13 protein-coding genes, 1 tRNA gene and 2 pseudogenes are annotated in these 13,639 nt (G+C 69.7%); 4 read left to right on the top strand and 12 right to left on the bottom strand.

The genetic code is table 11. The features are described from left to right. Positions 1-163: 163 nt before the first annotated feature. Positions 164-400, bottom strand: a complete 237-nt coding sequence (locus QQK49_RS13590; RefSeq protein WP_284304384.1) for a hypothetical protein — start codon at positions 398-400, stop codon at positions 164-166. Then, complete coding sequence (locus QQK49_RS13585; protein WP_284305905.1) at positions 364-1,119, bottom strand: serine hydrolase domain-containing protein; 756 nt, start codon at positions 1,117-1,119, stop codon at positions 364-366. Before QQK49_RS13585 ends, QQK49_RS13590 begins: the two co-directional genes overlap by 37 nt. Positions 1,120-1,317: 198 nt before the next feature. Here QQK49_RS13585 and QQK49_RS13580 point away from each other — a divergent pair, with 198 nt between their 5' ends. The 3 genes from QQK49_RS13580 (at position 1,318) to QQK49_RS13570 (ending at position 4,390) form a co-directional block, all read left to right on the top strand. Further along, entirely contained in the window at positions 1,318-1,863 is a 546-nt protein-coding gene (locus tag QQK49_RS13580) for a PadR family transcriptional regulator (RefSeq protein WP_284304383.1), read from the top strand. Between the two features lie 117 nt (positions 1,864-1,980). Next, positions 1,981-3,078 carry a ferredoxin reductase gene (locus QQK49_RS13575; RefSeq protein ID WP_284304382.1) on the top strand — a complete coding sequence of 366 codons (1,098 nt, stop codon included), beginning with the start codon at positions 1,981-1,983 and terminating at the stop codon, positions 3,076-3,078. A gap of 10 nt (positions 3,079-3,088) precedes the next feature. Next, positions 3,089-4,390, top strand: a complete 1,302-nt coding sequence (locus QQK49_RS13570) for a fatty acid desaturase family protein (protein WP_284304381.1) — start codon at positions 3,089-3,091, stop codon at positions 4,388-4,390. Between the two features lie 56 nt (positions 4,391-4,446). Here the strand turns inward: QQK49_RS13570 and QQK49_RS13565 are convergent, their stop codons facing one another. The 8 genes and pseudogenes from QQK49_RS13565 to QQK49_RS13530 form a co-directional block, all read right to left on the bottom strand. Continuing rightward, entirely contained in the window at positions 4,447-5,376 is a 930-nt protein-coding gene (locus tag QQK49_RS13565) for a DUF8462 domain-containing protein (RefSeq protein ID WP_284304380.1), read from the bottom strand. A gap of 134 nt (positions 5,377-5,510) precedes the next feature. Next, complete coding sequence (locus tag QQK49_RS13560; protein ID WP_284304379.1) at positions 5,511-6,053, bottom strand: MarR family winged helix-turn-helix transcriptional regulator; 543 nt, start codon at positions 6,051-6,053, stop codon at positions 5,511-5,513. A 167-nt stretch (positions 6,054-6,220) separates the two neighbouring features. Continuing rightward, positions 6,221-7,630, bottom strand: a complete 1,410-nt coding sequence (locus QQK49_RS13555; RefSeq protein ID WP_284304378.1) for an MFS transporter — start codon at positions 7,628-7,630, stop codon at positions 6,221-6,223. A gap of 227 nt (positions 7,631-7,857) precedes the next feature. Further along, the gene (locus QQK49_RS13550; RefSeq protein WP_431310591.1) at positions 7,858-8,463 is read right to left on the bottom strand and encodes a TetR family transcriptional regulator; all 606 of its coding nucleotides are present in this window, start codon (positions 8,461-8,463) and stop codon (positions 7,858-7,860) included. 273 nt (positions 8,464-8,736) lie between these two features. Further along, positions 8,737-9,372 (bottom strand): annotated as a pseudogene (locus QQK49_RS13545) (CoA-transferase); the annotation flags it as partial. Between the two features lie 3 nt (positions 9,373-9,375). After that, entirely contained in the window at positions 9,376-10,062 is a 687-nt protein-coding gene (locus tag QQK49_RS13540) for a 3-oxoacid CoA-transferase subunit A (protein WP_284304376.1), read from the bottom strand. Beyond that, positions 10,059-11,281: pseudogene (locus QQK49_RS13535) on the bottom strand (thiolase family protein). The gene QQK49_RS13540 and the pseudogene QQK49_RS13535 overlap by 4 nt, the downstream one beginning before the upstream one ends. Beyond that, positions 11,278-12,126 (bottom strand): alpha/beta fold hydrolase, encoded by an 849-nt coding sequence (locus tag QQK49_RS13530; RefSeq protein WP_284304375.1) that lies wholly within the window; start codon positions 12,124-12,126, stop codon positions 11,278-11,280. The pseudogene QQK49_RS13535 and the gene QQK49_RS13530 overlap by 4 nt, the downstream one beginning before the upstream one ends. 148 nt (positions 12,127-12,274) lie before the next feature. Here QQK49_RS13530 and QQK49_RS13525 point away from each other — a divergent pair. After that, positions 12,275-12,353 (top strand) — tRNA-Gln (locus QQK49_RS13525). A gap of 21 nt (positions 12,354-12,374) precedes the next feature. Here QQK49_RS13525 and catC read toward each other — a convergent pair. Together catC and catA are read right to left on the bottom strand one after the other, a co-directional pair. After that, entirely contained in the window at positions 12,375-12,665 is a 291-nt protein-coding gene (gene catC / locus QQK49_RS13520; protein ID WP_284304374.1) for a muconolactone Delta-isomerase, read from the bottom strand. An 85-nt stretch (positions 12,666-12,750) separates the two neighbouring features. Continuing rightward, on the bottom strand, positions 12,751-13,611 hold the full coding sequence (gene catA, locus QQK49_RS13515) for a catechol 1,2-dioxygenase (RefSeq protein WP_284304373.1): 861 nt from the start codon (positions 13,609-13,611) through the stop codon (positions 12,751-12,753). Between the last annotated feature and the right edge of the window lie 28 nt (positions 13,612-13,639).

Genomic DNA, 13,639 nt, shown 5'->3' with positions numbered 1-13,639 from the left:
GGCGCGAGGGTCTCCTGCATGCAGAACAGAGTGCCCCGGCCGCCCCTTGACTTCAACCGGGCTCGACTCTTTGCAGCGTTGCCTCGACGGCGACGCCGACCTGGACGACCGGACCTTCGGCGCCGACATCCTGTGGGGCAGCCCGTTCGGCGCCGGGCGTCGGTCAGTTCGTGGCGAGGAGCCTGGCGATGGCGATGTGGGTGCGAAAGCTCGCCCCCATCGCGCGGGTGGAGTGGAGGTTGAGGACGACGTGCGCCTGCTGCTGCGGGTAGAAGAACAGGTGCGCCGCGGTGAGGCCCAGGCCGCCGACCGGCTCGGGAAGTCCCCGGAGCGCGCCCGGCATGAACTCGCCGAACCGGATCGTCACCGCGCCTGCGCCGTAGTGGATTCCGGGTCGCATCCGGTGACGTCGCCGCGTGAGGTGGGCGACGTGCTCGGGGAGACGAGGCGTCCGCCGTGCAGGGCCTGCTGGAACCGGACGAGGTCGGCGGCCGTCGCGACGACACCGCCCCAGCCGAGGGTGAGGGCCATCCGGCGGCTGAGCTCGGAGCCACGGATCCACAGTGGCGCGATGTCGAGGCCGTCGAGTCGTGCCTGGTCGCAGGCGTCGTCGAAGGGGACGCAGGTGCGGGTCATGCCGGCGGGGGTGAAGACGTACCGCTGCAGCAGGGTGGCGTAGGCGTCGCCGCCGACCTCCTCCGCCACGCGCCCCAGCAGGAGATAGGCGGTGTCGGAGTAGTGGAACCGCTCACCCGGCCGCCCGACCGCGGACATGGTGTGTGCCGCCGCGAGGAGCTCGGCGCGGGTCCATCTGCGATCCGGCGTGGCGACGACGCGTCGCAGCGACGCCTCGCTGGTCTGACCCCGCGGCGGTAGGAAGATGTCGGGCAGGCCGCTCGTGTGCGTGAGCAGGTGCTCGACCGTGACGTCGCGGGCGACGTCGAATCCCGGTGCAGCCGGCAGGCCGTCGGTGACCGACCGGGGCAGGAGATCCCCCAGCGGCGAGTCGAACAGGAGGCGTCCCTCCTCCAGGAGTCGCGCCACGAGGGTCGCGGTCATCACCTTGTCGATGCTCGCGATGTGGAACGGGCGGTCGAGGTCGCCGGACTCGAGGCGCAGACGGGGGAGGTCACGAGGATCTGCGTCGCGGGGTGTGGCCCTCGGTGTCGTCCGAGGCGGCCGAGGGCGGTTCGTAGGCGGGCGGTGTGTGCGTGCTGTGGCATCGGGGCCCCTGGAGGTCCGTGGGCGTCGCGGTCGACAACCCTCCTAGACATGTCTACTAGATAGGTCGAGTTCGGCAAGGGGTAGTTTGACGACATGGCGAACGTGATCCTGGGCCTCCTGCTCATCCGCGCGATGAGCCAGTACGACCTCGTCAAGGCGTTCGAGGCGGGCGTCTCGCTCTTCTACAGCGCCAGTTCCGGCAGCATCAAACGCGCGCTCGACGGGCTGCTGGAGCGGGGGCTCGTCGAGATCGCGAGTCAGGAGGAGGGTGGCCGCGGGCGCAAGACCTATCGGGTCACGGCGATCGGGGAGGCTGCGTTCCGCGAGTGGATGCTTGGGGACCTCGTCGGGGGCGACATGGAGGCCGCCGCGCTCTCGCGGCTCTACTTCCTCGGCCACCTGCCGGCGGCGGAGCGCCCCGTGGTGCTCGAGCGGATTCAGGCGCGCATCGAGTCCGGCCTGGCGCAGCTGGAGCGCCTGGAGGCGCAGGTGGCGGCCGTCGACGTCCCCGACGAGCTCCGGGATCTGGCGGTGTACCAGCGCGCGACGCTGGCCTACGGCCTCGCATCGCACCGCTTCGCGCTCGACTGGTTCACGCAGATGCACGACGAGGTCGGGAGCCGGGAGATCACGTCGTGACACAACTGGTGCGACCTGCGCCGATGAGCCACTTCTGATCTCCGCGGCCAAAGAACGGCTCGATCTTCACGTCATCCGGTCAAGACATTGTCCCCAGCGGTGTAACAGGGTGGCAGTATGTCGCTTCTTGTCTCACCCGGGGTGCGCGGCGCCTCCCGGGCCGTCTTCTCCCGCCTGGGTCAGATGGCCCGACTGGCGACGACACCGCTGCTGCCCGCCGACTACCTCGGCCTCGTCGCGCCCCTGACCCTCGGCGCCGACCTGCGTGGCCGCATCGTCGAGCGCCGCCCCGAAACCCGTGACGCCGCAACACTCGACATCCGGCCGGGCCGCGCATGGCGTCGGCACATGCCCGGGCAGTACGTCCGGATCGGGGTCGACGTCGACGGCGTGCGCTGCTGGCGCGCGTACTCGCTCACCTCGCTCGTCGACGCACCCGACGGGTGTCTCGCCATCACCGTCAACAAGATCCCCGGCGGCGTCGTCAGCGCCTACCTCGTCGACGAGGTGACGCCCGGCACGCTCGTCATGCTCGACCAGGCGGCGGGGGAGTTCGTCCTGCCGCCGGCCTCTGCTCGCTCAGCGCTGTTCCTCACCGCGGGCAGCGGCATCACCCCCGTCATGGGCATGCTGCGCAACCGGCCGGCACAGCTTCGCGACGCCGTCGTCCTGCACAGTGCACCGACCGCCGCCGACGTCGTGTTCGGCCCGGAGTTGCGCTCGCTGTCGGCCGCCGGTGGGCCGCGGCTCATCGAGCGACACACAGCCACGGCCGGACTCCTGGACCTCGCCGAGCTCGACACCCTCGTGCCCGACTGGCGTGAGCGCGAGACCTGGGCCTGCGGGCCGACCGGACTCCTCGACGCCGCCCAGGAGCACTGGGAGAGTGCCGGACTCGCCTCCCGTCTCCACACCGAACGCTTCCGGCCCGCGCTCGCCGCCACCGGCGAGGGCGGAACGGTGACCTTTCGCCGCACAGGCATCGCCGTCGATGCCGCCGGTACCCGCCCCCTCCTCGACTCCGGGGAGGACGCCGGTGTCCTCATGCCGTCCGGCTGCCGCATGGGCATCTGTTTCGGGTGCGCGGTCCCGCTGCGCGAGGGCACCGTGCGCGACCTGCGCAACGGCGCCCTGACCAGCGCCGCCCCCGGCGACGGCGTCATCGTCCAGACCTGCATCTCGGCCCCTGCCGGGCCGTGCGAGATCGACCTCTAGGAGGCCGTTCATGACCCTGACCTTCGACCGACCCACGCCCGCCGGTGCCGTCCGCACCGCGTCCGCCTCCACCACGACCAGCGGACTCCCCGCGCGACTCGACGCGCACGTGACGACGCAGCGCCACTGGGCGCCCAAGGGCTCGGGCAAGCCCGACCCCGCCGGCCACCTCACGACCGAGCAGATCGATGCGCTCGGCGCCGAGCTCGACGCGTTGCGCGATGAGATCGTCGCCTCGCGTGGGGCTGCCGACGCCGCCTACATCCGCCGTCTCGTCACCGTGCAGCGCAGCCTCGAGTTCGGTTCGCGCATCGTGCTGCTCGCGTCCAAGAACCGGGTCGCGTGGGTGCTGGGCACCGCCGGTCTGTCGGTCGCCAAGATCCTCGAGAACATGGAGATCGGCCACAACGTCATGCACGGCCAGTGGGACTGGATGCGTGACCCCAAGATCCACTCGACGACGTGGGAGTGGGACAACGCGGCGCCCGCGGCGATGTGGAAGCACTCGCACAACGAGCTCCACCACACGTACACCAACGTCATCGGCGCCGACAACGACCTCGGCTACGGCATCCTGCGGGTCGACGCCGACCAGCGCTGGTACCCGGTGTTCGTCCTGCAGCCCGTGTGGAACGTGCTCAACGCGCTGTTCTTCCAGTACTCCATCGCGCTGTACGACCTCGAGGTGTATCGATACATCTCGCGGCGTGGGCGGCACACGCCGGAGGAGACCGCGCGGTTCCGTCGTGACGGCGCGACCGTCGCCAAGAAGATCGGGCGGCACGTCCTGCGCGACTACATCGTCCATCCGCTGGTGTCCGGCCCCTCCTGGCGGTCGACGATGGGCGCCAACCTCGTGGCCAACCTGGCGCGCAACGTGTGGACCAACGCGATCATCGTGTGCGGGCACTTTCCCGACGGTGTCGAGACGTTCGCCAAGTCGGCGATCGGTGAGGAGTCCCGCGGCGAGTGGTACCTGCGGCAGATGCTCGGCTCGGCCAACATCTCCGGCGGGCCGGCGCTGCACCTCATGAGCGGCAACCTGTCGCACCAGATCGAGCACCACATGTACCCCGACCTGCCCAGTAACCGCTACGCCGAGATCGCGCCGCGCGTGCGTGAGGTGTTCGCCCGCTACGACCTGCCGTACGTGAGCGGCCCGTTGCCGGTGCAGCTCGCCCAGGTATGGGGCAAGGTGTTCCGCTACGCCCTGCCGAACGGCGCGTGGTCCGACCTGCGGGAACGTCCCGTGCCGACCGTCCGTCGCGCAGCCTCGTGGGTGGCCGGCCGCCTGCGGCGCGGCGCTCGCTGAGCGGTGTCTACCTGCCGTCGAGCGGGAGGAGCAGGCACCGGAGGGAGGCCGCCGGTTCAGTACTGGATCTCGTGCGGTTGGCGGGTGATGAAGCCGGCCATACGGGGGACGGTGAAGGCGATCCGGCCGTGTTCGGGGGCGTAGACGAGGCCCTTGCTGATGAGGTTCGCGCGCGTCGGGCCGAGGGCAGCGGGCTTCTTCCCGAGACGCTTGGCGACTTCGCCCGAGCTGCTGCCGCCGTCGCCGTCGACGGCCATCGCGTGGAGATACTGGCGCTCCTTGGGCGTGGCTCGCTCCCACCGGATTCGAAAGAACCCGTTGTCGAGGTCGCGAAGGGCGAGCAAACTGCCGGTGCGTGCGTCGTCGAAGGTGATCGTCCTACCCATGTCGTCGGCCTGCTCCCAGCACGACTGGCCGTACTCCTGAAGGAAGTACGGGTACCCACCGGTCGCGCCGATGACGTGTCCGACCGCATCCTGGTCCCAGGCCACGCCCTGCTCCAACGCCGGTTCGACGAGCGCCGCTCGGGCGTCGTGCTCGGTGAGCTCACGCACGGGGTGATAGGAGAACAGTCGCTCGGCATAGGACTTCGCCTCGGCGAGCTGGACCGGCAGGCTCGGCAGGCCGGCCAGGGCGAGCAGAACCGGCCAGCTGCGCTGGGAGGCCCTGTGCGCGATCGAGCACAACGCCGTGAGTTCTTCGATCGTGAGGTCCTGCGCCTCGTCGATCAGCAGGGCCAGCCCGACCTTTTCGGCGGCGGCCGCGGCCGCGACGTCGCGCACGACTTTGGAGAGGTCCAGGTCCAAGGCGCCGGAGTCGGCACCCCCTCCGGTGTCGCCGTCGAGGTCGAGGCCGAAGGTCCACGTGCCTTCGGAGGTCACCGTCGCGTTGAACGAGAGAAAGGTCTTGAGCGCGGTGCGGATCTTCTTCCCCGCAGACGGACGAGCGAGGTCGGAAAGGGGAAGCTGCAGGGCGTCGGCGAGCATCTCCCGCAGCGACTTGCCGGCGCCGGCCTCGGCGTACCCGACTTCTCTCCGAATATGCGGGGGTATATCAGAATGCTATGCCGCCGGATAAGTCTGTAAACACCCCACCGTCCACCAGGCAGGGCGAGGGGGCTCTACCTGGCGTCGAGCGGGAGGAGCAGGCACCGGAGGGAGGCCGCCAGCGCGTCGCGTTCGTCGCTGCTGAGCGCGCTGAGCATCTCCTGCTCGTGACGCATGAGGGCGGCGAGTGCGCCGTCCACGGCCTCGACGCCCGGGGGGAGCAGCCGCACCTTGACGCCGCGCCGGTCCGCAGGGTCGGGGCGGCGCTCGACCATGCCTCGCGCTTCGAGTCGGTCCACGCGGTTGGTCATGGTCCCGCTGGTCGACAACGTCTGCTGGATCAACGCCCCCGGCGACAGCTCGAACGGCTCACCGGCTCGCCGCAGGGCCGACAGGACGTCGAACTCCCAGCCCTCCAGGCCGTGCGCGGAGAACGCCTCGGCCCGCACCCGCTCCAGATGCCGTGCCAAGCGGGACACGCGCGAGAGGACCTGCAGCGGCGCCGTGTCGAGCGTGGGGGACACCTCGGCCCACGCAGCGACGATCCGGTCCACCTCGTCGCCGCTCCCGCCGGGTTCGACACGGGACGGGGGTGTGTTGGTCTCGATCCCGCTCATGACTACCCACTGTATGGGTCCGACCCGTGGCGGCCTCGGGTTTGGTGGATCACGGCCCGGGCCGCCCGACACCGGAGCAGGCGCAGCGCAAGCCGGGCCGTGCCCATCTCGACCACCAAGAACGCCGAGACCGCCGGAAATGACCGGCGGTCTCGGCGTTGGAGACGTCAGTCGTTCGTGTGCACTCCGGCGTCCATCTTGTAGTCCTTGGACTCGACCATGAGGTAGGCGCACAGCACCGAGACGGTGGACAGGACCGCCAGCATGATGCCGACGTACAAGCTGTCGCCCGAGGCCACGAAGCGGGCGGCGATCAGCGGCGGGATCGCGCCGCCCAGCACGCCGGCGAGGTTGTAGCCGAGGCCGGCTCCCGTGTAGCGGTAGCGCGCCTTGAACATCTCGGGCAGGGCCGCGCCGGCCGGGCCGTAGGCGATGCCGAAGATCACCAGCGTGCCCATGAGGCCGAGCACGTACAGGCCGGTGATGCGGGAGTCGAGCATCGGGAACAGCAGCAGCGTCCACACGATGGCGAGGGCGCACGAGAACATGATGACCTTGCGGCGGCCGATCTTGTCCGACCACATGGCCGAGCCCGCGATGGACAGGCCGAAGACGATGGCCGCGATCATGCCCATCGAGAGCACGAACGGCATCGAATACCCGAGCTGCTTGGTGGCATAACTCGTGAGGAACGAGGTGCCCATGTAGAAGAGGGAGAACAACGAGGCGAGAGCGCCGCCCGCGATGAGGATCTCCTTCCACTGATATTTGATGGCATCGAGGAAGGGAAGTTTGCGTTCCGGGTCCTGACCGAGATTCTTCTCGGCCTGCTTGAAGACCGGCGTCTCGTCGACGGCGAGGCGGATCCACAGGCCGACGATGACGAGCAGCGAGGAGAGGATGAACGGCACGCGCCATCCGATCGTCATGAAGAAGCTGTCCGCGTCTGTGGTGTTTCCCTGCGTGAAGACGAGGAACGTCATCGAGGAGAGGAAGAACGCGAAGGCCGGGCCGAGCTGGGGCCACATGGCCATCATTCCGCGCTTGCCCACCGGGGCGTACTCGGCCGTGAGCAGGGTCGCACCGGCCCATTCGCCGCCGACCGCGAAGCCCTGGAAGAAGCGGGCGGCCACGAGAAGCGTGGGCGCCCAGATGCCGATGCCGCCAGGGAAGAATCCGAAGGCGCCCGTGGCGTATCCGGGCAGGAGCCCGATGCCGACGGTGGCGATACCCATGATGAGCAGCGTCCACACCAGGGTCCGCTTGCGGCCGATGCGGTCTCCGTAGTGCCCGAAGACGATCGCACCGACGGGCCGGGCGAAGAAGGCCACCGCGAACGTGGCGAAGGACTGCAGGAGGGCCGTGTTCGGGTCGGACTTGGCGAAGAAGATCGTGGGGAACACCAGCGCCGCGGCGGTGCCGAAGATGAAGAAGTCGTAGAACTCGATGGTCGTACCGATGGAACTCGCTGCAGCGACCCGCTTCAGCGACGCTCTCTTGAGGGGAGGAGGTTCGGTCGCTTTTTCCCACTCGAACTGATCTTTCGGGCGCTCATTCCCGAGGACGGACTCCGACACGTTCATTCCCTTCGGCCCGTGCCCGCGGCCCCATTGCCGCATCTCCGGGCCGGAGCCCGGGAGGCACTTCTTGAGACATGACGATGCGCGATACGCTGAAGAATGAACAGACGTCGGACCGCGACCGGTTGGATACTGCGCCGTACTCGTGAGCGGGGCGGGGAACGGTTTTGCGCGCACGACGAGCGGTCGTGACCGGCGCCACTTTTCGTAGGACGCCGGCGGGCTCAGCGGACGGGCGTGCGCAGTCGCGGGTTCTGCTCCAGGCCGGTCAGCCCGTTCCAGGCGAGGTTGACCAGGTGAGAGGCGACCTCGGCCTTCTTGAACTTGGGAGACTCCAGCCACCACTGGCCGGTGAGCGCCACCATGCCCACGAGCATCTGGGCGTAGATCGGCGCGGTCTTGGGGTCCAACCCGCGCGACTTGAACTCGGCGGCGAGGATGTGCTCGACCTGAGAGGCGACGTCGCTGATCAGCGAGGCGAACGACCCGGTCGACTGGCCGGCGGGGGAGTCACGGACGAGGATGCGGAACCCCTCGCTCGACTGCTCCACGTAGTCCAGCAGGGCCAGAGCCGCCTTCTCCAGCAGGCCGCGGGCCGTGGCGCTCTCGTCGTCGAGGGCCCCGGTGATCGAGTCGAGCAGGGCACGGATCTCGCGGTCGACGACGACGGCGTAGACCCCCTCCTTGCCGCCGAAGTGCTCGTACACCACCGGCTTGCTCACCCCGGCCCGAGCGGCGATCTCCTCGACCGTGGTGGCCTCGAACCCCTTGTCGGCGAACAGGGTACGGCCGATGGTGAGCAGCTGCTCACGGCGCTGCTTGCCCGTCATCCGGGTTCGTGCGCTCGTCCCACCGGCCTTGCCGCTCATCCCGACTCCTCACCACACCCTGCACGTCACGGACCGCGTCGCGCGAACCCTTCGGGCCCCATCATGCCGTGCCCGCCGGACCGACCCGCCGGGCACGAGAGGAAACGACCCCACCTCGGACAGGGGGTGAGGGCGAAACAGCAGGGCGTGCGGTGCTGTTTCACACCTCTCCTGCTGTCCGAGGTGGAGTCGCGGGAGACGGAGCTGCGGGTGGTGATCAGGGAGGTCGACGTCGACGCCCATCCGCTCGCGCAACTCCTCGGGGGTGGTGCCGAAGGCCTCGCGGATCGTGGTCCGCCCGTTCTCGATGAGGAACACCCCGTCCACCGTGTAGACGCGGCTCACGCACGCCAGGCCGGTCGGCGGAAAGGTCAGCTCTGGGACGATCTTGCAGCTGCCGTCCTTGGCGAACAGCGTCATCATCACCCACGTCTGGCGGGCCCCGATGGCGAGGTCCATGGCTCCTCCGACGGCGGGGATGGCGTCGGGTGCACCGGTGGACCAGTTGGCCAGGTCACCGCCGGTGGACACCTGGAAGGCGCCCATGACGCAGACGTCGAGGTGGCCGCCGCGCATCATCCCGAAGGAGTCGCCGTGGTGGAAGTAGGAGGTGCCCGGCAGCTCGGTGACGGGGATCTTGCCGGCGTTGATGAGGTCCTCGTCTACCTCGTCGCCGTGGGCCTCGGGGCCCATGCCGAGCATCCCGTTCTCGGTATGCAGGGTGACGTCCTGCTCGGGACGCAGGTAGTTCGACACCGAGGTCGGCTGCCCGATGCCGAGGTTGACGAACGAGCCGGGCTCGATGTCGGCGGCGATCAACTGGGCGAGCTCGGTCTTGGACAGGGGAGCGTTCGTGGCGGGGGCTGCCATGACTCAGTCCTCCTTCGGGGTGGCCGGGGCGGGGATCTCCACGACGGTGTCGACGAAGATGCCCGGGGTGATGATGACCTCGGGGTCGATGGCTCCGGTCTCGACGACCTCGGCCACCTGCACGACCGCGTGCTCGACGGCGGTGCACATGATGGGGCCGAAGTTGCGGGCCGTCTTGCGGTACACGAGGTTTCCGAGCCCGTCGGAGCGCAGCGCCTTCACCAGCGCCACGTCACCGACGATGGGTGACTCCAGCACGTAGCCGCGTCCGTCGATGACCCGGGTCTCCTTGCCCTCGGCCAGCGGTGTGCCGTAGGCGGTGGGGGTGAAGAACCCGCCGATGCCTGCGCCACCCGCGCGGATCCGCTCGGCCAGGGTGCCCTGGGGCACGACCTCGAGCTCGACCTTGCCCGCGCGGTAGGCCGCGTCGAAGTGGTGGCTGTCGTGCTGGCGGGGAAAGCTGCAGATCATCTTGGCGACCTTGCCCGCGGCGATGAGGGCGGCGAGGCCCTCGTCACCGTTGCCGGCGTTGTTGTTGACGACCGTGAGGCCGGACACGTCACGCTCGAGGAGGGCCTCGATCAGCTCGACGGGCTGGCCCGCCTTGCCGAACCCACCGATGAGGACGGTGTCACCGTCCTTGACGAGCGCGACGGCCGCTGCGGCGGACTCGGCGAACTTGGGGCTCATGCGGATTCCTCCTGCTGGGGCGTGTCGGATGCGACGTTCTCGAGGACGACGGCCAGCCCTTGTCCGACGCCGATGCAGATCGCGGCGACGCCCCATCGTCCGCCCTCGGCGACGAGTCGGCGCGCCAGAGTGCCGAGGATGCGGGCACCGGAGGCGCCGAGCGGGTGGCCGATGGCGACCGCGCCGCCCCAGGCGTTGACGCGCGCCGGGTCGACGTCCCAGGCGTCGATGCAGGCCAGGGACTGGGCGGCGAAGGCCTCGTTGAGTTCGACGGCGTCGACGTCGGACCAGGTGATGCCGGCCCGCCGGAGCGCGATGTTGGCGGCCTCGACGGGGGCGTACCCGAAGTACTGGGGCTCGTTGCCGGCCGCACCACGGCCGGCGATGCGGGCCAGGGGAGCGATGCCGAGACGTTGCGCCCCGAGCTCGCTGCCGATCCAGGCCGCGCTCGCCCCGTCGGACAGCGGCGAGGCGTTGCCGGCGGTCACGGTGCCGTCGGGCCGGAAGACGGGCTTGAGGCCGCCGAGGGTCTCCGGGGTGCTGTCGGCGCGGACACCCTCGTCGCGCGTCAGCGGCTCGCCCTTGCGGGGGCGGGGCCGGCGACGACGAGGTCGTCGTAGCGTCCCTGCTTCCAGGCCTGGGCCGCGAGTCGGTGGGATTCGGCGGCGAACTCGTCCTGACGTTCGCGGCCCACGCCGTACTTCTCGGCCAGTTGCTCGGTGGCTTCACCGAGGGAGACGGTCCACGCCTTCGGCATGTTCTTGTTGACCAGACGCCATCCGAGGGCGGTGTTGACGGCCTCGAGGTTGGCGGCGGGGTAGGGGCGTTCGGTCTTGGGCAGTACCCAGGGGGCGCGGCTCATCGACTCCACACCGCCGACGAGGATGAGATCCGCGTCGCCGCAGGCGATCTGGCGCGAGGCGATCATCGTGGCGTCGAGGCTGGACCCGCACAGGCGGTTGACCGTGGTGCCCGGGATCTCCACCGGCAGCTCGGCCAGGAGGGTGGCCATGCGGGCCACGTTGCGGTTCTCCTCACCCGCGCCGTTGGCGTTGCCGAAGATCACCTCGTCGATGTGGTGAGGGTCGAGATCGCCTGCCCGGCGCACGGACTCGCGCACGATGTGGGCGGCCAGGTCGTCGGGGCGGATGCTCGCCAGCGAGCCACCGAACTTGCCGAACGGGGTGCGGACGGCGTCGAGCACATAGGCCTCGGTCATCGCGTTTCCTTCCGTGCTTCGAAGTTGTCGGATTCTCCCGTGCTCTGGAGCAGCTCGCGCAGGACGCGAGCGGTCGCGACGGGGTCCTCACTGGGCGCCAGGTGGGCGACGCCGGGGAGGGTGATGCTGCGGGCGTGCTGGGCGGCCTCGGCGATGGCGTCGGCCATCTCGGGCGGCGCGACCTGGTCGTGTTCACCGGCCACGGCCACGATCGGGTCGGCGATGTCGCCGAGTCGATCGGTGACGTCGTGCGCGGCGAGCGCCTCGCAGCACCGGGCGTAGGACTCGTCGTCGACCTCCAGGAGGTCCGCCAGCAGCGCGTCCGCGATCTCCGGCCGGGAGTCGACGAAACCGGGGGCGAACCACCGCTGCCGCGAGCCGTCGACGACGGCGGCAGTGCCGTCGCTCCGGATGAGTTCCGCGCGCTCGTTCCAGCCCTGCGGCGTGCCGAGCTTTGCGCCCGAGCAGAACAGCGCGAGAGCGGAGAACGCGTGGGCGTGGCGCAGCCCGATCTCCAGGCTCGTCGCCCCACCCAGGGACACCCCGGCGTGGTACACGCCCGTCGGGGTCGAGTCGAGGTCTCGCGCGGTACGGGTCGTCAGCTCGGTGACGGCGTCGGCCAGGTCGCCCACGGTGAAAGCCTCGGTGGTGGCCGGCGAGCGGCCGTGCCCCGGAAGATCCCACACCACGAGGTGAGCGACCTCCGACAGCAGGGGGACGACCGGCGCCCACAGGCGTTCTCCGCGCGTGCCGAGTGACGGCCCGAGCATGAACAGCGGGCGGGCGCCGACGCCGGCGGGTGCGCTCGGAGCGGTGAGAGGAGTAGCGGTCAGGGTCGGCGACATCGGGACCTTCCTGGTGGGGCTGCGAACGGGCGGCAGGCGCGTCCGGCAGGGAGGAGGTGGGTGGCGCGTGAGCCCGACACGGGCGGGTCCCTCGCGTGGGCCCCGGTCGACTAACCTGGGTTGGCGCACGCCCTTACACGGGCGGTGATCCCCGGTTGGTCTGCTGGCAGGGCCCGCCTGACTTTGAATCAGGACAAGCGACGTAGGTTCGATTCCTACCCGGGGAGCCGAGGCTCACCGTGGCCGGATCATCCCTGGTCGGCGCGGATGTCGCTGGGGTGGGTGGCCAGCGGGGTGATGTCCATGGTCATGAACGGGAACAGCGGCAGATTCCACAGGATCTCGTGCAGACGCTCGTTGTCCTTCACGTCGAAGATCGAGATGTTGGAGTACTGGCCGGCGCACCGCCAGATGCTCACCCACTCACCTCCGCGCTGCAGGTCCTGGGAGTAGGCCTTCTCCTTGGCCAAGGTCTCGGTCTTGCGATCGGGATCCATGTCGTGGGGGATGGCGACGTCCATCTTGACGGCGAACAACACAGGGGTACCTGCTCTTTCGGGGGTGCGGGGGAACAGATGCGCGGCCGGGCCCGCACCGTGGGGCGACGGGCCCGGTCGTGGCGGATCAGGACAGCGGGTCGAGGACGAAGTCGTAGTCGACGACCTTGCCGTCGATGCCGTCCACCGTCTTGGGGTCGAGCACGAGCTCGGGCTTGACCGCCGAGGCGATGTCGTCCTCGTTGTGCGGGTCACCCGGGAAGTAGAGCTGCGCGGTGAGCTGCTCGTGACCCTGCGAACCCACCTTGAGGTGCAGGTGGGCCGGGCGCCAGGCGTGCCATCCGGCAGCGGCGATGAGCTTGCCACAGGCGCCGTCGGTCGGGATCTGGTACGGGGCGGGCAGCAGCGTGTCGATCTGGAAGCGGCCCTCCTCGTCGGCGGTGAACGTGCCGCGCAGGTTCCACTCGGGCAGGCCCGGGGCGTACTGGCTGTAGAAGCCGTCGGCGTCCGCGTGCCACAGCTCGACCTTGGCGCCACCGAGCGGGGTGCCGTCGGTGGAGCGCACCTGACCCTGGAAGCGAAGGGACTCGCCCTTCTCGTCCTCACGCATGGAGATCTTGGCGTGCGAACCCATCTCGGGGGCGTCCGGCACGTAGTACGGGCCCTCGATGGTGCCCTTGTTGCCGGTGCGGTGCGAGGTGTTGATGTCCTCGATGACGTGCTCGAGCCACACGTCGAGGAAGAGCGGCCATTCGCCGTCCTCGCCGACGCTGATCAGCCAGTCCTTGAGGATGCGGTACTCGTCGTAGGTCATCTTGTGACGACGGGCGACCTCGTGAATCGCCTCGAGCGCCTCGGTGGCCATCGCGCTGACGCGCTCCGGCGGAACCTCGACGGCCGAACCCTGACGGGCCTTGCGGAACGCGGCGGTGGCGTTGGCGCCCGAGTCCGCCGCGCGGGCTTCGAGCTGCTCGTTCTGAGTGGTCATGTCTCCTCCTTCCGGTCGCGACGATGCG

This window comes from Mobilicoccus caccae (assembly GCF_030161635.1).
Lineage (GTDB): Bacteria > Actinomycetota > Actinomycetes > Actinomycetales > Dermatophilaceae > Mobilicoccus > Mobilicoccus caccae.
This window is presented reverse-complemented; position numbering and strand designations above follow the sequence as displayed.

Coding starts and splice junctions, on each gene's coding strand:
- QQK49_RS13590 (WP_284304384.1), bottom strand. CDS start 400: ATGCGACCCGGAATCCACTACGGCGCAGGCGCGGTGACGATCCGGTTC.
- QQK49_RS13580 (WP_284304383.1), top strand. CDS start 1,318: ATGGCGAACGTGATCCTGGGCCTCCTGCTCATCCGCGCGATGAGCCAG.
- QQK49_RS13575 (WP_284304382.1), top strand. CDS start 1,981: ATGTCGCTTCTTGTCTCACCCGGGGTGCGCGGCGCCTCCCGGGCCGTC.
- QQK49_RS13570 (WP_284304381.1), top strand. CDS start 3,089: ATGACCCTGACCTTCGACCGACCCACGCCCGCCGGTGCCGTCCGCACC.
- QQK49_RS13565 (WP_284304380.1), bottom strand. CDS start 5,376: ATGCTCGCCGACGCCCTGCAGCTTCCCCTTTCCGACCTCGCTCGTCCG.
- QQK49_RS13560 (WP_284304379.1), bottom strand. CDS start 6,053: ATGAGCGGGATCGAGACCAACACACCCCCGTCCCGTGTCGAACCCGGC.
- QQK49_RS13550 (WP_431310591.1), bottom strand. CDS start 8,463: ATGACGGGCAAGCAGCGCCGTGAGCAGCTGCTCACCATCGGCCGTACC.
- QQK49_RS13540 (WP_284304376.1), bottom strand. CDS start 10,062: ATGAGCCCCAAGTTCGCCGAGTCCGCCGCAGCGGCCGTCGCGCTCGTC.
- QQK49_RS13530 (WP_284304375.1), bottom strand. CDS start 12,126: ATGTCGCCGACCCTGACCGCTACTCCTCTCACCGCTCCGAGCGCACCC.
- catA (WP_284304373.1), bottom strand. CDS start 13,611: ATGACCACTCAGAACGAGCAGCTCGAAGCCCGCGCGGCGGACTCGGGC.